The organism is Parasediminibacterium paludis (assembly GCF_042651445.1).
Classification (GTDB): domain Bacteria; phylum Bacteroidota; class Bacteroidia; order Chitinophagales; family Chitinophagaceae; genus Parasediminibacterium; species Parasediminibacterium paludis.
Genome location: NZ_JBHSDC010000012.1, coordinates 409,179 through 430,308, shown reverse-complemented (window position 1 = coordinate 430,308; position 21,130 = coordinate 409,179). Strand labels below are relative to the sequence as shown.

Below are 21,130 nucleotides of genomic sequence, written 5' to 3'. Positions count from 1 at the left end.
ATGAATAATGATTTGGTACTGCAAAATATAACTCGTAACATATTGGTAAAATCGCTATTGGGCTTTGGCTTGGTATTATTTGTATCTATTTCAAAAGCGCAATATCAACAACAAACCTATTGTAATCCTATTAATATCGATTATGGCTATACACCTATCCCTAATTTTAGCGAATGGGGCCGCCACCGAGCCACAGCCGATCCAGTGATTGTTAATTATAAGGGCGATTATTATTTGTTTAGTACCAACCAATGGGGCTATTGGTGGAGTAGTGACATGTTGCATTGGACATTTATTTCTAAAAAATTTTTGCGTTCATGGAATGCAGGTTATGACGAATTATGTGCGCCTGCGGTGGGTATTATTGGTGATACTATGCTGGTATTTGGCTCAACCTACACCAATAACTTTTCTATTTGGATGAGTACTAATCCAAAAGCCAATGATTGGAAACCACTGGTAGATTCTTTCGATATGGGTGGCTGGGATCCTGCTTTTTTTACAGATGATGATGGTAAATTTTATATGTACAATGGCAGTAGCAATCGGTATCCTATTTACGGCATTGAATTAAATAGAAAGAATTTGGTACCAAAAGGATACCGCAAAGAAATGTATTTTTTAGAACAAGACCGATATGGCTGGCAACGATTTGGCGAGCATATGGATAATACATTTTTAGACCCCTTCATCGAGGGTGCTTGGATGACTAAACATCACAACAAATATTATTTACAATATGGCGCACCTGGCACTGAATTCAGCGGCTATGCAGACGGGGTGGTAGTTGGCGATAATCCTTTAGGTCCTTTTATACCCCAATCAGATCCTTTGAGTTTTAAACCTGGCGGCTTCTCAAAAGGTGCGGGTCACGGGTCAACTTTTAAAGACAATGATAACCAATATTGGCATGTATCCACGTCTATTATTTGTGTGAAAAATACCTTTGAAAGAAGAATAGGTATTTGGCCCGCCGGCTTTGATACGGACGATGTTATGTGGTGTAATACAGCTTTTGGCGATTATCCGCTTTACCTACCATCTATTTCTAACCAAAAAGGAAAATTAGCCCCTAATTGGATGCTTTTGAATTATAAAAAGCCAGTTGTAGTATCATCAACTCTTGGCACCAATGCTGCTAATAATGCAGTAGATGAAGATATCAAAACATATTGGAGTGCGGTAAGTAGTAAGAAAGGTGAATTTATTCAATCCGATCTTGGGAATATATCAACTGTAAATGCCATACAAATAAACTATGCCGATCAAGATGTAGATAGCAACCGTTTGGGTAAATGGGTTGACCAATACCACCAATACAAATTATATGCTTCTTTAGATGGGAAAAAATGGGATTTATTAATAGATAAAAGTAATAATACCTCCGATGTACCGCATGATTACATTGAGTTAGAAAAACCTATTGAAGCAAAATTTATAAAACTAGAAAATATACACATGCCAACAGGCAAATTCGCGATTAGTGGCTTACGCGTTTTTGGAAATGGACATGGTGCAGTGCCATCTATGGTTACTAATTTTATTATTCTTAGAACAGAAAAAGATAAGCGAAGCGCTTATATCAAATGGCAGCCAAAAGAAGACGCTTACGCTTACAATATCTACTATGGCACTAATCCAGAAAAATTATATACCTGTATTATGGTGCATGATTTTAATGAATATTGGCTTAAAACTATGGATAAGGAAAAGCCATACTATTTTACAATTGAAGCTATTAATGAGAACGGTATATCGCAAAAATCACCAGTTAAAAAAGTAGATTAAATAAGATGCAAATAAAAATAATTACAATTTTTTGTTGTCTATTTTCTTTTGGAAATATCATAGCACAAAAAAATATTAAGCTTCAATCTCCTAATGGTCAAATTGCTTTTAACTTATTTATCCAAAAAAATAGACCATTTTATACAGTAACATTTAAGAATGAAACGCTTGTTCAGCCATCCTCGCTCAACTTAGTATTTGACGACGGTGCCGCATTAGAAAACTGTAAAATGCGGCAGCCACCAACTTTTTCTGAGGGTATTGATGATTACCAATTGATAGTGGGTAAAACATCTGTAGTAAAACAGCCCTATAAGCAAGCTATTATTTTTTTTGAAAGCCTTGATGGTGCAAAATATCATGTAAATCTTGAAGTAAAAATATTTGACGATGGACTTGCTTTTAGGTATTTACTGCCATCGCAAGTAAATAAAATTAGCTATACGCTTTTGGAAGAAAACACACAATTCCATTTTAATGGTGACCCAATTACAAAAGCATTGATTTTACCAAATTTTACCTCATCACATGAAGGATTGTATACCACAGCTTTACTAAGTCAAATTAAAGAAGATACTTTAATGGATATGCCTGCTTTGTTTCAATGTAACAAAAATGTGTTTGTAGGTATTACCGAAGCTGCATTATTAAACTATGCTGGAATGTATTTAACAAAACACAGTGGCATATTAACAAGTCAACTATCACCTTTACCAGGGCAAAAAGACATAAAAGTAAAAGCGCAACTTCCCCATCAAACGCCTTGGCGTGTAATGCTGATTAGCGATAGAATAGGTGCGTTAATTGAATCAAATATCATTACTAGCCTTAATATGCCTTGTGCCTTTAAGGAAACTGATTGGATCAAAACTGGAACAACCACATTTCCATGGTGGAATGGAACAATTGTTCCAGACACTAGTTTTACACCAGGTAATAATTTTGAGACCAATAAATATTATATAGATTTCTGCGCTGAAAATAATATTCTTTACCATTCTGTGGTTGAATATGGTGGCCATGAATGGTATACCAATGACGGTAATGGTTACGAGCCTGGTCCACATGCTGATGTTACAAAGCCTGTGTATGGACTCGACATGAAGCAATTATGCGATTATGCTAAATCAAAAAATGTAGGTGTGCGGGTTTGGGTACATTGGAAAGCCCTATACCCAAAAATAGATACAGCATTTGCTCTGTTTGAAAAATGGGGATTGAGCGGTATGATGGTTGATTTTATGGATAGAGACGATCAGGAAATGGTGAATATCCAAACTGAAATTTTACAAAAAGCAGCAGCGCATCATTTACATATTCAATTTCATGGTGCATACAAACCAACGGGATTAAGTCGTACTTATCCCAACGAATTTACAAGAGAAGGTACCCTCAATTACGAATGCGACAAATGGAATAATCTTATTACACCAGATGTAGATATTAATATCCCATTCACACGTATGTTAGCAGGCTCAACCGATTATCACCTTGGTGGTTTTAGGGCAGCAGCTCCTAATCAATTTAAAGTGCAGTATACCAGACCTTTAGTAATGGGAACACGCTGCCATATGTTGGCTATGTACGTGGTATTAGAGAATTATCAAGGTATGGTATGCGATTATCCAGATGCCTACATCGGACAACCAGGTTTTGAAGTATTGCAACACATACCTACTACTTGGGATGAAACAAAAGTCACAAATGCGCAAATTGACGAATATATAACTATCGCACGCCGTAAACAAGATAATTGGTATATTGGAACTATTTCGAATAATAGAAGTAGGGAATTAGCCATTACTACCAATTTTTTACCCGAAGGCGAATATTCAGCAACCATTTATAGTGATGCTGAAGATGTTGCTATCAACCCCAATCACCTTACAAAAAGAGTAATTTCTCTTAAAAATAATTCTATTATAAAAATTACCGTTGCATCTGGCGGTGGTAATGTCATTATTTTACATAAAATTAAATAAATATAGCTATATGAATTTGCGAACTATCTTGTTATTAATTTTTGTCTTCATTTCTAGACAAATGGTAACCGCTCAGCTAAAAGCCTCCCCAAAACCAGTGGGTAACGATATGAAATCTTTCATTGATGTATTAATGAAGAAAATGACATTGGAAGAAAAAATTGGGCAACTCAATTTACCAGGTGCTGGTGATATAGTAACTGGGCAAGCTTCCAATTCTGATATTGCCAAACAAATACGTCAAGGAAAAGTCGGCGGTCTTTTTAATATAAAATCCGTAGCTAAAATCAAAGCTGTTCAAAAAGTAGCAGTTGAAGAAAGTCGTTTAAAGATACCCATGATTTTTGGTATGGATGTGATACATGGCTATCAAACTACTTTCCCCATACCATTGGGTATGTCTTGTATTTGGGATATGAACCTTATAGAACAATCCGCACGAATTGCAGCCCAAGAAGCCAGTGCTGATGGCATTTGTTGGACCTTTAGCCCAATGGTAGATATTAGTCGCGACCCACGATGGGGCAGGATATCTGAGGGTAATGGCGAGGATGCTTATCTCGGTTCGCAGATAGCTAAAGCCATGGTAAAGGGTTATCAAGGTGATTTGTCGAAAAATAATAGCATTATGTCTTGTGTGAAACATTATGCAATGTATGGTGCAATAGAATCGGGGCGAGATTATAACACAACCGATATGAGCCGTGTGAGAATGTTTAACGAATACTTGCCTCCATATAAAGCAGCCATAGAAGCAGGCGCAGGCAGTATCATGGCGTCTTTTAATGAAGTAGACGGTATCCCTGCAACTGGTAATAAATTTTTACTTACAGAGGTATTGCGCAAACAATGGGGCTTTAAAGGTTTTGTGGTAACAGACTATACTGGTATTAACGAAATGGTAGCACATGGTATGGGCAACCTTCAGCAAGTGTCGGCCTTAGCTTTAAAAGCTGGTGTGGATATGGATATGGTTGGCGAAGGGTTTCTACTTACATTAAAGAAATCATTACAAGAAAAGAAAATATCACTTTTAGAAATTAATAATGCCTGCCGTTTGGTACTGGAGGCAAAATATAAACTAGGTCTATTTGCAAATCCATACAAATATTGCGACGAAGAAAGGGCTAAAACAGAGATTTTTACACCTGCCAATCGCAAAATAGCCAGAGCTATTGCCAGTGAGAGTTTTGTATTATTAAAAAACCAAAATAACCTCCTACCTATTAAGAAAACTGGTAACATCGCGCTCATTGGTCCATTGGCGGATGCTAAAGAAAATATGCCCGGCACTTGGAGTGTGGCTACAGATTTCTCTGCTGCTGTGTCAGTATTACAAGGGTTAAAAAATGCAGTAGGATCTAATGCTAACATTTTATATGCAAAGGGCTCAAACCTTGATGCGGATAGTATTTTTGAGGAGCGTGCAACAATGTTTGGTAAAACCCTACATCGCGATACCCGCACCAAAGAAGCCATATTAAAAGAGGCGTTGGATGTGGCTGAAAAATCGGATGTGATTGTCGCTGCCTTAGGCGAATCTGCAGAGATGAGTGGCGAATCGTCTAGCCGCTCAGAAATTGGTATTCCTAAAATTCAGCAGGAACTGTTAAAAGCCTTACTCGCAACTGGCAAGCCAGTAATATTGGTATTATTTGCAGGAAGACCATTGACTTTGAAATGGGAAAATGAATATGTACCAGCTATTTTAAATGTATGGTTCGGTGGAACAGAAGCTGGCGATGCGATTGCAGATGTGCTATTTGGCGATGTAAACCCATCAGGCAAATTAAGTACCACTTTTCCGCAAAACGTTGGGCAAATACCACTTTATTATAACCATAAAAATACTGGTCGACCTTTGGGCGAAGGGGAATGGTTCCAAAAATTTCGATCTAATTATTTAGATGTTTCTAACGAGCCTGTTTACCCTTTCGGATATGGATTGAGCTATACTAATTTTAAGTATAGTGATATGCACCTAAGTAGTAACACTTTAAAAGAAGGCCAGCCTATCACCATCAGCGTAACAGTTACCAATACTGGTATTGTGTCAGGAAAAGAAGTAGTACAGTTATATACTAGGCAACTTGTTGGGTCAATTACAAGACCAGTAAAAGAATTAAAAGGGTTTCAAAAAATTGCGCTCAACCCAGGCGAGTCAAGAAAAATTAATTTTACAATTAGTATAAATGATTTAAAATTTTATAATAGTGATATTAAATATGTTGCAGAATCTGGCGACTTTGAGGTATATATTGGTAGTAATAGTAAGGATGTAACAACTGCAGCATTTAAACTGGTGAATTAGTATTAAAGTATAATATGTGATAGATATTAATATTGGAAACAAAGACCTGCATTTCATCCGCTCAATAGAATATAGGTGATGTGAGGAAATATTTTAGAACATTAAATCAGTATGTTCGTATTTGGATTGGACTATAAATCGCTACAAACACAAATCTTGCTATTTTGCGTAGGATCTGTGTTTGTAAGCAATTTACATCACCTCAATTTTATTCAATTTCTTCTTTCCCTTCTTCAAGCTCTTTTATGTAAGCTTTCAATTGTGTGTCTATCAATTTCTTGTCTAGTTTTTCAGTTGTGTAAATGCCAGTAATATTATGTTCATCAATTACTTCAAGCGATAATGGATTGAGGCTGTAAGCACCAGAAACGCCTAAATAACTTTCTTTATCGTCTATATTATACTTTACTTCAAATAAGAAAAATTTACGTGACTTACCTTTAAAATTGATGATCCTTTCTCCTAAGAACTTTATGCTTTCATAGTCATTATCTTCATCGTTACTGATAAGTAGGCTTTCTGCAAAATAACGTTGTGTAGCAAATCGCTTGGGAAATAAAGCTGTTTGTTTATTCTCCTTTAATAAATTATAAAGCGATAATCGATAATCATTGTCATTAGCAATAGTATCTAAAATATTAATTGCTAATTGCTTTTTGGTTTCTAATAAAAGTGATACAGCTTTGTACTGTGCTCCTAAATTTTTTACATACTGATAAGCATTGATTTCTTTCCACGCTTCAATAGTATTAATCCGTTTTAAGAGATCCAACTGTCCAGAATAGTATGCATTTTTACCAATGATGTTCCGTAAAGTTTTTATATGTTCAATAATTGCAGCGGCATTCGTGACTAGAAAATCTTTTGAGAGATAATTACTATCTATTAAATCTATTAATGTTTGGCATACTATATTGCTACAGGTACTGTCTTTAATCAAGGGTAGCCAATCAGGAAAAAATGTTTTAGTAAGTGCTGGATGTTGTCTTAAATTATATTCTAGTAAATATGGTTGCGATGAAGTAGGCAAATGATTAAGCATTAGTTGCTTTAAGGTTGCAAAGCCTTCAGTAGTATCGTTTACTTGCGTTAATAATTTTAATAGTTTAAACTGTTCAGAAGCGTGCTGCAATGGCATTGTAAGATATGTATTCTTAATGACTGAGGGGGTTAAATCTGTTGCTAGGCCTTCTAATTCATCTATAATAAAACTATGAACTCTAAAGTAGTTAGCAGAGTCCCACTTAAATATGGCGTTAACTTCTTTTAGTAAAAGTGGTAAATCATTTTTATCAAAATAAGCTTCTTTTGTAGCTTTAAAAGCTTCTTCATGTGTTGCGGAATCGACGCTATGTAGGGCAGTAAAAAATGCAAGTGGGCTTGTTTGAAGATGGGCAGTATCTACATTTAAAATTGTGAATTGGTTGAAAACTGAATCAATACCTGCATCATTTTTTATAAATGACGATATCGTTGCTTTAATGGTATATCTTGTACGACCCTGACTTATCACTTTAACGCGAATTGGATAGCTATTATTTCTGTTATAGATTATTGCTTCTGCGCTAATGCAATTACTATTAATACTGTAGGCGATATCCGAAATAGAATCGTTGTAAGTTTTGTTATTATCAATCCATTTTTTTAGCATCGCTGTATCGTTGCTGCGCCAATAATATTTATTAAGTTGTTTTTTGAATATATCAAAGCAAGTAAGCTTGTTAGCATCCATACTAAGATAATGAATGGCTGCTGTACTGTCTTCAGTATTATCGTAATTATAAGTCTCTTTTGCCTTTGGCATTAATTTAAATGGCGCTGTGGCATAGGTTTTAAAGCTGCTGTCGGGGGCTGTATAACTGCTATAAATACTTAAGGGTATTGGTAGTAGTCTAATTGATTGTAAAAATGCATTGACTTGTTCAAGAGACTTGGTTTTATCTGAATATACAGCAAAGACATTAATGACTCTATTGCCGAGATATACAAACCTACCTTTTACTAGGGTATTATTTGCTTGTTTAACTTCATATTCATCGCCATTGTAAGGGCTGTTTATTTTGGTGCTTTTAAATTCATTGGTACTATCCGAACCCAATCTTTGGTGAATGGATTGTAAATGAATGGAGTCGCTTTTAAAATATCTGCCATTAATCGTTTTGCTAATAGAGACGAAGTAATAAGTAGAAGTACTTTCATCTACTACACTGTATAAGTCTTGCTGTGTTGTACTGTCTTCATTGTAACTAGTGACTGCTTTTGGTTTATTACCTGGCATTTTTAGCGTTAAAAAATCACTAGGAAACACCTTTTCGTCCCAAGATACTTTTTGCTTGGGAATTAGTTTGAACGAATTGTGAAAGGAGTCAATCGCTTTATTTGACTTTTCTGTGCAATTAGTCATTAATAAAAACAAGTCATTGTCGTTTGTGAGCAATTGTAATTTGAAATAAATCTTGTTTTTACCAACAAAAAAGAATTCTCTGCCACTCACACCGCTATTGACTATGTCTTTTGAAGTAACATCGATACCATCAGCACTTTCGATCATTTTTTTTGCCATTATATTAATGATACTATCTTTTTGTCGCTTATTATTAACTGCGGGTGTACCAAAGTGCATGGTATAAAAACCTTGGTTATTTGTAATGTCTATGTAAGTGCGCATTTTTATTAAACCGCCACCCATATCTGCATCGCTAGGCTTAGCCGGCATTTTTACTATAAATCCCGCTGCAGTATCCACTACATTTACCCAATCATTTGCTTTTTTGGTAAATACATAGTTGTTTGCATGTGTATATGTATTACAAATGACTGGCTCAACTGTATAGCCGCTTTGTTTTAGTAAATTTATTAAGCCATTGCTACTCGGTAAATGTGCGGCTCCTACAGCCGCAAATAAGCTTTGCTGTTGCATGATACTATCCATACTCTTTAGCATTACTCTATTGCGTTTACTAAGTAGTTTGTCTTCATAATCTTTAGGCAAAAGATTAACCCAATTTTGAATACCCTCGATATTTTTGTCTAAATAAATTTCTGAAAGCTTATTTAAGGCTTGATCTTGCTTTTGTAAATTTGCGAGTAATAACTTAGCATCTTTTTCTGTGTAATCAAGGTCGTCCAACAAATCCATTTGATTGCTAAGTGGTTCAAGACCAGCAATATTTTTACTTTTATCTAGCGCAATTTTATATAAAAAAGCATCCATAAAAGTACTCATATTATCTGTATTTTCATTGGACGCTAATAGCTTATCCTTCAATAAATATGCTTGCTTTAACGTAATATCACCTACTTGCACATTGTCTGTTTTTTTCAGCTTTTTTTGAAGCAAATCCAATTCTTCTTTTGTTAAAAGTTCTTTTAGTTTTTTACTCTTCTTTTTATTCGGGGTAAATTTTTCGTACTTAGTACTGAGATAGTCTGCCATGTTATTATTAATACTATCTGGATTTACTTCAAGCGCAAAAACTGAGCATTTTTCAATGGCTGTATACAAGGAATCAGGAAAGTTAAACACCTTTTTATCTTGCAAATGAATAGTACCAAATAGATAAGATGGTTGCTGTAAATTTTTACCTGAGATGCGCCACAATAGTGACTTAGGAAGTGTTTGTTGTGAATGGCAAACACGATAACTAATAATACTAACGAATATGAGTAGTATTCTGAATAATTTCATGGATAGCGTAGTTTTGGCACTTTATAATATTAATTAAAAGCGAATATAAAACTACCTATTTATAATAATATGAATTTACTATAAATTTTTTGTATAACATTGATAAGGTCGCATTAGACATTTTTTGTATTGCTACCTCACCTCTTGCATTTCTACCAAGCGTTGATAAATACCACCTTTGGTTATTAAACTATCGTGTGTACCACGTTCAGCAATTTCGCCTTTGCTCAGTACTATTATTTCATCTGCGTGGCGGATAGTGCTCAATCTATGGGCTATTACAATGCTTGTTCTATTTTGCATCATATTGTTGATAGCATCTTGTACTAGGCGTTCGCTTTCGGTATCAAGCGATGATGTTGCTTCATCTAATATTAATATGGGCGGATTTTTAAGTACTGCTCTAGCTATGGTTAAGCGTTGTCTTTCACCACCACTTAGCTTGCTACCTCTATCGCCAATATTGGTGGCAAAGCCTTCTTCTTTTTTTAGTATAAATTGGTAGGCATTGGCCACTTTGGCGGCATCTTCTATTTGTGCTTGTGTGGCATCTTGCTTGCCTAGGCAAATATTGCTGGCAATGGTATCGTTAAATAAAATAGGCTCTTGTGTTACAATGCTTATTTGGTTGCGCAAGCTTTGCAGACTCAAATCTTTAATGTTTACACCATCTATCAATAGTTCGCCTTCGGTTACATCATGAAAGCGTGGTACTAAATCTGCCAAAGTACTTTTACCAGCACCACTGCTACCTACAAGGGCTACTGTTTTACCTTTTTCAATAGTCAAATTAATGTTTTTCAAAATGGTGACATCGTTGTAAGCAAACGATACATTTTTAAACTCAATGCTATGGCTAAATTGCGCTAGTACTTTTGGTGCTTCGGGCTCTTTAACTACAATCGCTGCTTGCAGTATTTCTTCGATTCTGGCAACTGCTGCACCGCCTTTTCTAGCACTAGAAAAAGAGCCTGCGAGGTTTTTTGCGGGTTGAATTATTTGTGTGAATAATAAAATATAAGTAATAAATCCTTCTGCATTTAAATCTGCCTGATTGCTTAGTACCAATTTGCCGCCAAACCATAAAATGCAGCACAACACAAACACACCTAAAAACTCGGAAACTGGCGAGGCCATATCTCTTCTAAAATTCATTTTGTTGCGCAAATTGCCTAAACCATCGTTGACAGCAAAAAATCGCTTACCTATTAAGCCTTCTGCGTTAAAAGCTTTAATAATGCGTAAGCCAGTCAAAGTTTCGTCAAGTATCGACATAAGCAAGCCATATCGTTCTTGTGCATCGGTTGATTGTTTTTTTAATGATTTACTTAATCTACCAATAATGAAACCTGTTGCTGGTAGTAGTACCAATAAAAAAAATGATAATTGCGGACTTAGTAATACTAAGCTTACAAGCACAATTAAAACCGTTAGTGGCTCACGAATCAAACCTTCTAAAGTGCTCATTACGCTAAACTCAATCTCATTCGCATCATTGCTCATACGGCTAATAATATCGCCTTTTCGTTGCTCTGTAAAATAGCCAATGGGTAGTTCTAAAATTTTGTCAAATAAGTCGGAGCGTAACTTGGTCATTACATAATTGCGCATCGGCGATAGCACTCTAAAACCCAAATACGTAAATAAGTTTTTAAAGAAAATGGATACCAAAATAACGATGCAGATAAATGCCAGTGCATATACCTTATTATTATCATAGTGAATAATAACTTGGCTAATCACATATTTAATATGATTGGTAACACTTGCGCCAGAAAAAGTCCAAGCAGGTTCTACACGTAACAATTCTTCTTTGCCAAACAATAATTGTAAAAATGGTGCTAGCATGGTAAGTGATGTTAAAGAAAATAGCACCGCTAGTAAGTTGAATAGAAAGTATAATACAATATTGCTTGTTTGTGATCGTAGGTAGAAGAGAATGCGACTAAAACTTTTCATTTTCGAGCTTAATAAAATATGAGGGGCAAAGTAACTAATTTTGCAGCCAATAAAACAGTTAAAGAAATGAAGGAAGGAAAGCGTCAAAAGCAAGTTGCATCAGTATTTCAAGCAGAGTTGAACGATATATTCATGAAATTGGGTCTAAATATGTTTGAAGGTGGTATGGTTTCTATAGCCGATGTAAAAGTTACTCCAGATCTATTAGAGGCTAGAATTTACTTGAGTTTGTTTCAAGTTGAAAACCCAACACTTGCCATGAAGCACGTAGAAGACAGGGCTTGGGAAATAAAAAAATTATTAGGCGAGAAAATTAAAAGCCAAGTACGACGCATGCCTGTGATTCATTATTTTCTTGATGATACATTGGAACATGTATTTAAAATGGAAGCATTATTTAAGAAAATTGAAGAAGAAAAGAAAGCAAGAGAAGAAAATAGTCAATAGTCAGTGATCAGTATACATTAAATTGATAAAGTTAGCAGCATACATCACACATCTCACATCACCAATCAAAAATTCAAAATCTGTTGAATCTTCTATTTGCATGGCGATATTTTAAGTCTAAAAAAACAACGAATGCCATCAATATTATTGCATGGATTAGTGTTACTGCTATAGCTGTGGTTACAGCTTCGCTAATTGTAGTGTTTAGTGTGTTTAATGGCTTTGAAGAATTGGTAAAAGGACTTTATACCGATTTTTATGCGGATGTTAATATCAGTGCAGCTAGTGGTAAAATAATCCATCTTTCACCAACACAAATCGCCAATATCAAAGCCATAGAAGGCGTTGCAGCTACAAGTTTAGTGGTGCAAGAAAAGGCATTACTAATGAATGGCGATAACCAAAGTATTGTGGTGGTAAAAGGTGTTGATGAAGCCAATAGATTGGTTAATAATATTAGTCATCATATTATTAATGGTAAATTTAATACTGGTACTACGGCTTCACCACGCTTGGTATTAGGTGCAGGTGTTGCTTACGCGATTAATGCAAATGTTGAGAGCAGTTTAACACCTTTGGTACTCAACTTACCCAACAAGCAAGCGGCAAAATTTAATGCTGAAGAAGGCTTTAATTCTTATAGTTTGTATGCAGTAGGTAGCTATGCGGTACAACAAGAATTTGACGATAAATATGTATTTACCAACTTAGATTTTTTAAAATATATGCTGTACATGGGTGCAAACGACTACAGCGAAGTAGAAATAAAATTGGCACCAAAAGTTAATACAGATAAAGTAATAGACAAGCTAAAAGCTTTGCTAGGTAAAGATTTTGTAGTGGCTTCTCGCTATCAGCAAAACCAAAGTTTGTACAGTGCCATGCAGGTAGAAAAATGGGTAATTTATGGCGTCACTTGTTTAATATTAGCCATCGCAGCTTTTAATATTATTGGTGCTTTAACCATGTTGGTTTTAGAAAAGCAAAAAGATATTGCTGTATTAAAGGCAATGGGCGCATTTGATAGCGTGGTACGGAACATTTTTTTAAGTGAAGGCGTTTTATTAGCCATTATAGGTACTGCCATTGGTGTAGTTTTAGCGACACTTATTTGCTTGTTACAAATACAATTTCATCTAGTACCATTGCAAGGTGGTAGTTTTTTAATTGATTATTATCCTGTACAGTTGCTGGTTACAGACTATATTATAGTTATTGCTACGGTATTTGTTATTGCTGTGTTGGCGGCTTATTTGCCTGCGCGTAAAGCAAGTGAGCAAGGTGTTTCTTTGAGAAGTTAGTTTATAACTATTACAACTCTTTTTCCATGTACACAACTTCTGGTAATGGGTTTTGATAATAAGCGTTCGTAATTACAAACCCATGTTTTTTATACAAATTGATAGCCGCTTGCAGGCGTTCTAAAGTATCTAGTTTCATGGTTTGGTAGCCCAATATTTTAGCGGTAGCTAACAATCGCTGCACCAAAGCATCACCAATTTTATGCTTACGAAATTCTGGTTTTACGTAAAGGCGTTTCATTTCGCAACTGCCATCTGGTAAGGGTTGTAAGGCAATGCAGCCAGCAATCTCATTGTTATAATAAGCAATGAATAATGCGCCTTTTGGTGTGCCATATTTTTTTAATGGGTCTGCTAGTTCGGCATCAAAACTTTGAAAACATAAGTCAGCATTTAGCTCTAAAGCATAGTCTTTAAACAATTGTATTGCGGTAGTTAATTCAGGGCCTTGTCCTGTAATGGCTTTTATAGATAACATGTTAAAATTTCGCACAAAGAAACAAAGGATACGAAGTAATTTTTTGAAAATTTAAACCACATTTTTTTCATCGTTGTCTTCAAAGCGCCCTTCGTGTGAAATCTCTAATGGTCACAATCTTCTTTGTGGGCGTGATCATGAACTCTGCAAAAACGGTAATTTATGTAATGCGCCAATACCACCAAAAGTAACGCTGGCACTAGAAAATAATACTGCCATTCGTGCCACGCTTGCTTAGCAAATAAGCAACCAATACCAAAAATGAACAATGCGATGGGTAAAATATTGTGGTGGTGTTTTTTGTAGCCATGATAAAGTGCATAAATACCCACTATTAGGGCAAGGATAATCATGCCGTATTCAAAAGCGATGTTTTCTATAATATCTACGCCAAATAGTGGCAAACTCGTAAATACTAGCGGCAGCAACGCACAATGAATAGCACAAGCAATGGATGCAGAAATACCAAAAGCGTCCCAATTAATTTTTAGATTCATTAGTGCAAAAGTAATAAAGTGCAACAAAGTTGCAAATTATTTGTTGCTATTTAAAAATGCTAAGGCAATTGCCACAGCACATTAGTAAGTTTGCAACGTAAAAAAATAACAATGAGTAAAAAGGCATTGATTTATCTCGGTTTCTTTGTCGTGTTGGTAGTCGGTTTTTGGTTTTTTCTCTTCAATGGCACCGATGCATGGAAAACAAAGTTGAATATTATTAGCTATGTAAAGCCATTTAGTTTTAAAAATCAAGATAACTTAGATTTTACTGAGCGTGATATGCTTGGTAAAGTAACCGTTGTAAACTACTTTTTTACGTCTTGCAAAGGTATTTGCCCAAAGATGAACAACAATATGAAAGGTATTTACGAGCAGTTTAAAAATGAACCCGATTTTTTAATTGTATCGCACACCTGCGACCCCGAAACAGATAGCGTGCCACGCATGAAATGGTATGCGGATAGTTTAAAAGTTGACACTAAAAAATGGACGTTTTTAACTGGTAGAAAAGATAGTCTATACTTGCAAGCACGCAGTAGTTATTTGTTAGATGATCCTAAAAACTCGCTTGATAGAATTCAAGATCAATTTATTCATACACAATTTTTTGCATTGGTAGATAAAAATGGTCAGGTGCGTGGACAGGTATATGATGGCTTAAAACCTAACGAAATAGAGCGATTGAAAGAAGATATTACCGCCTTATTGAAAGAAAAAGCAGGAAAAGGTAATTTTGTAAATGGTATTTTTAACAACAATCCATAATTAACAATGGCTACTACGGTTGCAGATATTTTAAAGGCCAATAATTTGAGCATTACAGACAGTAGAAAAAGCATTTTAGCGCTGTTCAAGTTGAGTAAAGGTGCTTTGGCGCATGCCGATATTGAGAAGAAATCGTCTGCACAATTTGATAGAGTTACCATTTATAGAACCTTGCAAACCTTTGTAGATAAAGGCATTATTCATACTATACCCACGGCTGATAATAGTGTATTGTATGCTTTGTGTAAAGATGATTGCACTGAGGGTCATCATCACGACAATCATGTACACTTTATTTGTGACAATTGTGATATCACTTATTGTTTAGACCACGTAACCATACCTTCAGTAAACTTGCCAGAAGGCTTTACCCAAAAACAAACGGATGTTGTCGTAAGTGGCGTTTGTAAAAATTGTTGTGCCTCCAAGCCATAAAGGCGAGTTAAGAATACTGATAAATTATTCGTATAATTTCTCTAATCCCAATAGCAATGGGAACTTGCACTATAAGTTAAAGCCCTTCAATTCTCTAAAATGCCCGTTGAGTTTTATTTTGTCCTTTAAGTTTTCCATACCCGCAACCATAGGCAATACTTTCGCTAAATGTCGCTTTAAGTATTCTAAACGTTGGTCCTCTCGCCATAAACCCAACAATTCATATTCCTCTTTTACAGTAAGCCCTGCATGGTGCGCTACGTCATAACTCGTTAAGATATCGTCTGGCTTTTTAAAATCTTTACTCACGTTAAGCAATTTGTGCAATTGCCTAATATCTGCGATGATGTTCGTCATCATAACACTTTTTAATCGTTCGTCATTTACAGGGTAAGTAACGATAGCGCCGCTGTAAAGCTTATCGGGCAGGCTTTTGATGGTTTCTAATATTTTAAAAATGCGTGTGCCTTTGGTACGAATGTCCATTTTGCCATCTGCATGCACTTCCACGATTTCTGTAATTTCTAAAAGCGTACCTAGTTCGTTAATGCCATTGTCTAGCACGGTAGGTATACCAAATGGTTTGGCTTCGGCAAAGCAATCGGTAATCAATTGCCTGTAACGAGGTTCAAAAATATGTAGGTTCAATTGTTCGCCTGGGTACACAACAATACCTAATGGAAATATGGGGATAAAATTGGTCATAGATAATGGGGCAAATTAATGATTTCAGCGTTTCAAAAAGCATTCCGTTTGGCTATGGAAAAGTTTTCGGTTCTTTACGCCCAAGTAATACAATTTTGGATGAAAATTTCTGGATTTACCATTATAAAAAACGCAGTGCAAAACGATTATCCTATCGTGGAAGCCATCACTTCTATATTGCCCGTGGTTGATGAAATGGTGGTGTTAATAGGCGATTGTAACGATGCTACAGAAGCATTGATTCAATCGATAGATAGTGGTAAAATAAAAATCTTCCACTCTGTTTGGGACAAAAATTTGCGGAGCGGTGGTACTGTTTTAGCAGTAGAAACCAACAAAGCTTTCGACTTGATAGACCCAGAAAGTACATGGGCTTTTTACATTCAAGGCGATGAAGCGGTACATGAAAAATACCATCAAACGATACTTGATGCTTGCCAGTTGTATAAGGATGATCAGCGTGTAGAAGGCTTGCTATTTAAGTATTTACACTTTTATGGTACTTACGATTATGTAGGCGATAGCAGAACATGGTACAGCCACGAAGTGCGGATTATTCGTAACGATAAAAAGATACAATCGTATAAAGATGCCCAAGGTTTTAGAATAGGCGATACCAAAATTAAAGTAAAGGCCATCGACGCTTATATCTATCATTATGGCTGGGTAAAAAGCCCCGAACAAATGATGAAAAAACAAAAAGATGTCAGCCGCTTTTGGCACGACGATGAATCGCTAAAGAAAAATCATGCACGGCCAGACTATTACGATTTTAACGAGTACGATTCGTTAGAGAAATTTACTGGCACACATCCATCTGTAATGGCAAATAGATTGGCTCAAAAAAATTGGCAGGTAGAATTGGACATAACTAAAAAGCAATTTTCGTTTAAAGATAAATTCTTGTATTACTTTGAAAAACTAACAGGTATTCGGCCATTTGACTTTAGGAATTACAAAGTGATACGATAGCTAAATAGGAACTACAAAGCAATTGCGACGATCTGCAAAATGGTTTTGATTAAATAACAAGCAATTTTTAACAAATACATAGTAATTTGTAAAAATATCTGGTCAATTTGCAATAGTTACGAAGGGATTAGTAACAGTTACGGTACAATTTCTATGAAATACATAGCGATAAGTAAAAATATCTGACTAATTTGTAATAAATACATAGTGATTTGCAAAAATATCTAACCAATATGTAACGAATACATAGTGACGAGTATAAATATATAGCCAATTATTAAAGTCTACAAATACATTTATAACACACCATTCACGCTTTTACCATGTGGCCTCAATTACTACTACAATTACGACAACACCATTTTAAAGCATTGGCACGTTGTATTTCGTTAGTAGAAAATGAAGTAACAGGTTACCATGATTTTTTAGCGCAGCTACCGAGTACAAAAAGTACGGCAATTATTGGTCTTACAGGTGCGCCGGGTGCAGGTAAAAGTACCTTAACCGATGCTTTGATTGATGCTTTAGTGGCCAATAACAAACGTGTTGGGGTTTTATGTGTAGATCCTTCTTCGCCCTTTAACCTAGGTGCTTTGCTTGGCGATAGAATACGCATGAGTAATTGGTACAATCATCCCTATGTATTTATTCGCTCGTTGGCTACACGTGGCTCGTTGGGTGGGTTGCACCCACACATTATTGAGATTATGAGTGTGATGCAAGCAGCGGGTTTTGACTATATTATTGTTGAAACTGTAGGTGTGGGGCAAAGTGAAATTGAAATTGCTGGCCTTGCCGATACGACTGTGGTAGTGGTGGTGCCAGAAAGTGGTGATGAAGTGCAAACCATGAAAGCTGGCTTGATGGAAATAGCCGACATATTTGTAGTAAATAAAAGCGACCGGCCCGATGCAGATAGTTTTGTACATAATCTGCGACAGCTATTAGCCCCTACATATCATAATGCAAGCTGGCAAGCACCCATAGTAAAAACCATTGCTTCGCAAAAACAAGGGATAAGCGAGTTGGTAAATTGTATACAACAGCATCTGCAACAATTAACCGTGTCAGACAAAAAATACTGGCTATTGGCTGAGAGAGCTTATCAACTTATTCAGCAGCAGCGCATGAAAAACATTAATAAGCAGCAATTAAAAAATGCTATTATTGCGGCACATCAAGCTGATAACTTCAATTTATATACATTTATACATAACCTCGGCTAATTTATATTTGCACCTAACAGAATTATTAATAAAAACTATTGTATGCCAGAAAAAGGACTTGCTAGATATTCATTTCTTATCTCTAATATAAAAAACTATAATGAATATCTCATCGATAAAATAGTTAGACGTAAACGTTCGTTGGTATTTACAACAAAGCCAAATGCCATTCAATTTGAAGTGCCAAGAAGCCTCTATCAGGTATTTAAAGAAATTTTTATGGTCGATGTGTATACCATAAAAAAACTAATAACAACAATTCCCGCTAAGCCTGTTATTATTGACATTGGCGCCAATGCGGGTTTTTTTGATGTACTGATACTCTCTAAAAATAAAGAGGCCAAGATATATGCCTATGAGCCCATTAGTACCAACGTCAATAGATTTCGTAAAATTGTTACAGATAATCACTTAGAAGAAAATGTTATTATTTTTCAAAAGGCCGTTACTGGATTGCCAATGGATGGGTTAGATTTATTTATGGAGGACACAGATGATAATCAAGTAGTGGCCTCAATTTTTGATGGCTTTAATAAGAGTAATACAAAAAAAATTCATATTCCTTCAGTGACACTACAAGAAATAATTGATGACATCAATCAACCTACCATCGATTTATTAAAAATGGATTGCGAGGGTAGTGAATATGATATCATGTACAATACTAGCTCCGATTATATACGCAGAATTAGGCATATGGAAATTGAAGTGCATGACGTAAATGATGATAAAAATAACATTACTTATTTCAATTCTTTTCTTTTAAAACTGGGTTATCGTACGTACTTTACACCAATAAATGATTTCTGTTACGCCTTACAAGCAACCCTAGATGACCAACAGCCCTAAAAAAATTATTATTGATTGCGAAAGAATGAAATATCCAAACACAGGATTGTATCATTTTTGTTTGCAACTTGGAAAAGCATTAATAGAGTTGGCTGACCCTAGTAAGGAAGAATTATTTTTTTATGTTCAAAAAAATGCGCACGGAATTTTTGGAAACCAAGTAAAGTATATTCATCAACATAGCTTTCATAAGTTTATCATGCCACTTAGTTGCAATTTCGATATTTGGAGCAAAACCTATCAAGGTACCATGTATAATCCTCGGTTTAAAAGGATTAAATCTATACTTACCATTCATGACATTAATTTTATGTATGATGATAAGCCTTTATTCAAAAAACGTAAGTATTTAAAAGCACTACAGCAAAAAATTGATAGTGCTTCACACATCATAGCGATTTCAAATTTTGTATTAACAGATATTTCTAAGCATTGTAATATTGACAACAAGTCTGTTTCTGTCATCTACAATGGCTGCAATATTTCGGACGAAATTATTGCTGAGAAACCGGCAAGTATGCCTGCTCAGCCTTTTTTGTATACTATTGGTACTATCGCCCAAAAAAAGAATTTTCATGTATTACCTGCTTTATTGGTCAATAATAACTACCAGTTAATAATTAGTGGTATTACACAAAGTGACGCTTACAAGCAGCAAATAGTAGATAACGCCAAGCAATTGGGTGTAGCAGATAGATTAGTTTTTACAGGTGCTATCAGCGAAGCAGAGAAATATTGGTATTATCAACATTGTGAGGCGTTTGTGTTTCCTTCCATAGCCGAGGGTTTTGGCTTGCCCGTAATAGAAGCGATGCATTTTGGAAAGCTTACTATTCTTTCTACGCATACTTCTTTGCCAGAAGTGGGAGGGCCACATGCGTATTATTTTCCTGATTTTGAGCCCACAACAATGCAGCAAACTTTGTTTAACAGTTTAGCGCATTACCACCAACAAAATCCGCAAGTAGCTATAAAAAATTGGGCTAGTCAATTTAGTTGGCAGCAAGCGGCTATACAATATTTAAACATTTATCGTACCCTTTAGCAAGCTTAAGCAAGCATTTTCACGTATGTTAATGGGTGATTCTCAGGCAATTTATTTTGTTTCACCTTTTATTATCAAAGTTTAAACATTTTATTTGTTCGCTTCAACTAATTGTGTTTAACTTTACACTCTTAATACTTAAACAAGTTCTTATGACAGCAGTAGAATTCAACCAAATGTTGACCAACAACACTGAATTTTTAAAGCCTTTTGCCATTACACTTACACGTGACAATGAACAAGCGAAAGACTTGTTTCAAGAAACCCTGTATCGTGCTTTGGCCAATAGAGAAAAGTACAATACGGGTACAAATATTAAAGCTTGGTTGTATACCATCATGCGTAATATTTTTATTAATAATTATCGCAGAAAGGCAAAACAAAATACCATATTCGATACTACGCCTAATGAGTTTTTGATCAGTAATTACCAAGGCGCCGTGGCAAACGATGCTGTTGCAACCATTAATATTAAAGAAGTGCAAGCGGCTATACATGGTCTCCCAGAAATTTTTAAAAATCCATTTCTATTATATTTCGATGGATTTAAATATCACGAAATAGCTGATATGCTTGGTGAACCTTTAGGAACCATTAAAAGTCGTATCCACTTTGCTCGCAAATTATTAAAAGCACAGTTAGATCGTCATTAATCTCAACAAAATCCCCTAACTTTCCT

17 protein-coding genes are annotated in these 21,130 nt (G+C 35.5%); 12 read left to right on the top strand and 5 right to left on the bottom strand.

Annotation, left to right across the window (positions count from 1 at the left end; all coding sequences use genetic code 11):
• From ACFOW1_RS08585 to bglX, 3 genes are read left to right on the top strand one after another with little or no spacing between them, the layout of a single operon-like run.
• Complete coding sequence (locus ACFOW1_RS08585; protein WP_379013601.1) at positions 1-1,788, top strand: family 43 glycosylhydrolase; 1,788 nt, start codon at positions 1-3, stop codon at positions 1,786-1,788.
• A gap of 5 nt (positions 1,789-1,793) precedes the next feature.
• Positions 1,794-3,770, top strand: coding sequence for a glycoside hydrolase family 97 protein (locus tag ACFOW1_RS08580; RefSeq protein WP_379013600.1), 1,977 nt, complete (start codon positions 1,794-1,796; stop codon positions 3,768-3,770).
• On the top strand, positions 3,742-6,081 hold the full coding sequence (bglX, locus tag ACFOW1_RS08575) for a beta-glucosidase BglX (protein WP_379013599.1): 2,340 nt from the start codon (positions 3,742-3,744) through the stop codon (positions 6,079-6,081). The genes ACFOW1_RS08580 and bglX overlap by 29 nt, the downstream gene beginning before the upstream one ends.
• Positions 6,082-6,289: 208 nt before the next feature.
• Here the strand turns inward: bglX and ACFOW1_RS08570 are convergent, their stop codons facing one another.
• Complete coding sequence (locus ACFOW1_RS08570) at positions 6,290-9,769, bottom strand: TraB/GumN family protein (RefSeq protein WP_379013598.1); 3,480 nt, start codon at positions 9,767-9,769, stop codon at positions 6,290-6,292.
• Positions 9,770-9,901: 132 nt separating this feature from the next.
• Positions 9,902-11,617, bottom strand: a complete 1,716-nt coding sequence (locus ACFOW1_RS08565) for an ABC transporter ATP-binding protein (protein WP_379013597.1) — start codon at positions 11,615-11,617, stop codon at positions 9,902-9,904.
• 129 nt (positions 11,618-11,746) lie between these two features.
• Between ACFOW1_RS08565 and ACFOW1_RS08560 the strand changes: the two genes are divergently transcribed.
• The gene (locus ACFOW1_RS08560) at positions 11,747-12,175 is read left to right on the top strand and encodes a ribosome-binding factor A (protein WP_379013596.1); all 429 of its coding nucleotides are present in this window, start codon (positions 11,747-11,749) and stop codon (positions 12,173-12,175) included.
• Positions 12,176-12,258: 83 nt separating this feature from the next.
• Positions 12,259-13,476 (top strand): FtsX-like permease family protein, encoded by a 1,218-nt coding sequence (locus tag ACFOW1_RS08555; RefSeq protein WP_379013595.1) that lies wholly within the window; start codon positions 12,259-12,261, stop codon positions 13,474-13,476.
• 10 nt (positions 13,477-13,486) lie between these two features.
• On the opposite strand, the gene ACFOW1_RS08550 is transcribed toward ACFOW1_RS08555, so the two are convergent.
• Together ACFOW1_RS08550 and ACFOW1_RS08545 are read right to left on the bottom strand one after the other, a co-directional pair.
• Positions 13,487-13,954 (bottom strand): GNAT family N-acetyltransferase, encoded by a 468-nt coding sequence (locus tag ACFOW1_RS08550; RefSeq protein WP_379013593.1) that lies wholly within the window; start codon positions 13,952-13,954, stop codon positions 13,487-13,489.
• Positions 13,955-14,058: 104 nt separating this feature from the next.
• Positions 14,059-14,451, bottom strand: coding sequence for a MerC domain-containing protein (locus ACFOW1_RS08545; protein ID WP_379013592.1), 393 nt, complete (start codon positions 14,449-14,451; stop codon positions 14,059-14,061).
• A 111-nt stretch (positions 14,452-14,562) separates the two neighbouring features.
• Between ACFOW1_RS08545 and ACFOW1_RS08540 the strand changes: the two genes are divergently transcribed.
• Together ACFOW1_RS08540 and ACFOW1_RS08535 are read left to right on the top strand one after the other, a co-directional pair.
• Positions 14,563-15,219 carry an SCO family protein gene (locus tag ACFOW1_RS08540; RefSeq protein WP_379013591.1) on the top strand — a complete coding sequence of 219 codons (657 nt, stop codon included), beginning with the start codon at positions 14,563-14,565 and terminating at the stop codon, positions 15,217-15,219.
• A 6-nt stretch (positions 15,220-15,225) separates the two neighbouring features.
• Positions 15,226-15,654, top strand: coding sequence for a Fur family transcriptional regulator (locus tag ACFOW1_RS08535; RefSeq protein ID WP_379013590.1), 429 nt, complete (start codon positions 15,226-15,228; stop codon positions 15,652-15,654).
• Positions 15,655-15,723: 69 nt separating this feature from the next.
• Here ACFOW1_RS08535 and ACFOW1_RS08530 read toward each other — a convergent pair whose 3' ends face one another.
• Complete coding sequence (locus ACFOW1_RS08530; protein ID WP_379013589.1) at positions 15,724-16,359, bottom strand: LON peptidase substrate-binding domain-containing protein; 636 nt, start codon at positions 16,357-16,359, stop codon at positions 15,724-15,726.
• A gap of 54 nt (positions 16,360-16,413) precedes the next feature.
• On the opposite strand from ACFOW1_RS08530, the gene ACFOW1_RS08525 reads away from it, so the two are divergent.
• The 5 genes from ACFOW1_RS08525 to ACFOW1_RS08505 all read left to right on the top strand — a co-directional run bounded on the left by ACFOW1_RS08525 (position 16,414) and on the right by ACFOW1_RS08505 (position 21,104).
• A complete protein-coding gene (locus ACFOW1_RS08525) occupies positions 16,414-17,331 on the top strand; it encodes a glycosyltransferase family 2 protein (protein ID WP_379013587.1) in 918 nt (305 codons plus the stop codon).
• A gap of 323 nt (positions 17,332-17,654) precedes the next feature.
• The gene (gene meaB / locus ACFOW1_RS08520; protein ID WP_379013586.1) at positions 17,655-18,557 is read left to right on the top strand and encodes a methylmalonyl Co-A mutase-associated GTPase MeaB; all 903 of its coding nucleotides are present in this window, start codon (positions 17,655-17,657) and stop codon (positions 18,555-18,557) included.
• 42 nt (positions 18,558-18,599) lie between these two features.
• On the top strand, positions 18,600-19,406 hold the full coding sequence (locus tag ACFOW1_RS08515; RefSeq protein WP_379013584.1) for an FkbM family methyltransferase: 807 nt from the start codon (positions 18,600-18,602) through the stop codon (positions 19,404-19,406).
• 25 nt (positions 19,407-19,431) lie between these two features.
• Positions 19,432-20,451 carry a glycosyltransferase family 4 protein gene (locus ACFOW1_RS08510; RefSeq protein ID WP_379013583.1) on the top strand — a complete coding sequence of 340 codons (1,020 nt, stop codon included), beginning with the start codon at positions 19,432-19,434 and terminating at the stop codon, positions 20,449-20,451.
• Positions 20,452-20,603: 152 nt separating this feature from the next.
• Complete coding sequence (locus ACFOW1_RS08505; protein WP_379013582.1) at positions 20,604-21,104, top strand: RNA polymerase sigma factor; 501 nt, start codon at positions 20,604-20,606, stop codon at positions 21,102-21,104.
• The last annotated feature ends 26 nt before the right edge of the window (positions 21,105-21,130 follow it).

Excerpts from the sequence above, each read along its gene's own strand:
- ACFOW1_RS08585 (WP_379013601.1), top strand. The coding sequence starts at position 1 with ATGAATAATGATTTGGTACTGCAAAATATAACTCGTAACATATTGGTA.
- ACFOW1_RS08580 (WP_379013600.1), top strand. The coding sequence starts at position 1,794 with ATGCAAATAAAAATAATTACAATTTTTTGTTGTCTATTTTCTTTTGGA.
- bglX (WP_379013599.1), top strand. The coding sequence starts at position 3,742 with ATGTCATTATTTTACATAAAATTAAATAAATATAGCTATATGAATTTG.
- ACFOW1_RS08570 (WP_379013598.1), bottom strand. The coding sequence starts at position 9,769 with ATGAAATTATTCAGAATACTACTCATATTCGTTAGTATTATTAGTTAT.
- ACFOW1_RS08565 (WP_379013597.1), bottom strand. The coding sequence starts at position 11,617 with ATGCTAGCACCATTTTTACAATTATTGTTTGGCAAAGAAGAATTGTTA.
- ACFOW1_RS08560 (WP_379013596.1), top strand. The coding sequence starts at position 11,747 with ATGAGGGGCAAAGTAACTAATTTTGCAGCCAATAAAACAGTTAAAGAA.
- ACFOW1_RS08550 (WP_379013593.1), bottom strand. The coding sequence starts at position 13,954 with ATGTTATCTATAAAAGCCATTACAGGACAAGGCCCTGAATTAACTACC.
- ACFOW1_RS08545 (WP_379013592.1), bottom strand. The coding sequence starts at position 14,451 with ATGAATCTAAAAATTAATTGGGACGCTTTTGGTATTTCTGCATCCATT.
- ACFOW1_RS08540 (WP_379013591.1), top strand. The coding sequence starts at position 14,563 with ATGAGTAAAAAGGCATTGATTTATCTCGGTTTCTTTGTCGTGTTGGTA.
- ACFOW1_RS08535 (WP_379013590.1), top strand. The coding sequence starts at position 15,226 with ATGGCTACTACGGTTGCAGATATTTTAAAGGCCAATAATTTGAGCATT.
- ACFOW1_RS08530 (WP_379013589.1), bottom strand. The coding sequence starts at position 16,359 with ATGACCAATTTTATCCCCATATTTCCATTAGGTATTGTTGTGTACCCA.
- ACFOW1_RS08525 (WP_379013587.1), top strand. The coding sequence starts at position 16,414 with ATGGAAAAGTTTTCGGTTCTTTACGCCCAAGTAATACAATTTTGGATG.
- meaB (WP_379013586.1), top strand. The coding sequence starts at position 17,655 with ATGTGGCCTCAATTACTACTACAATTACGACAACACCATTTTAAAGCA.
- ACFOW1_RS08515 (WP_379013584.1), top strand. The coding sequence starts at position 18,600 with ATGCCAGAAAAAGGACTTGCTAGATATTCATTTCTTATCTCTAATATA.
- ACFOW1_RS08510 (WP_379013583.1), top strand. The coding sequence starts at position 19,432 with ATGAAATATCCAAACACAGGATTGTATCATTTTTGTTTGCAACTTGGA.
- ACFOW1_RS08505 (WP_379013582.1), top strand. The coding sequence starts at position 20,604 with ATGACAGCAGTAGAATTCAACCAAATGTTGACCAACAACACTGAATTT.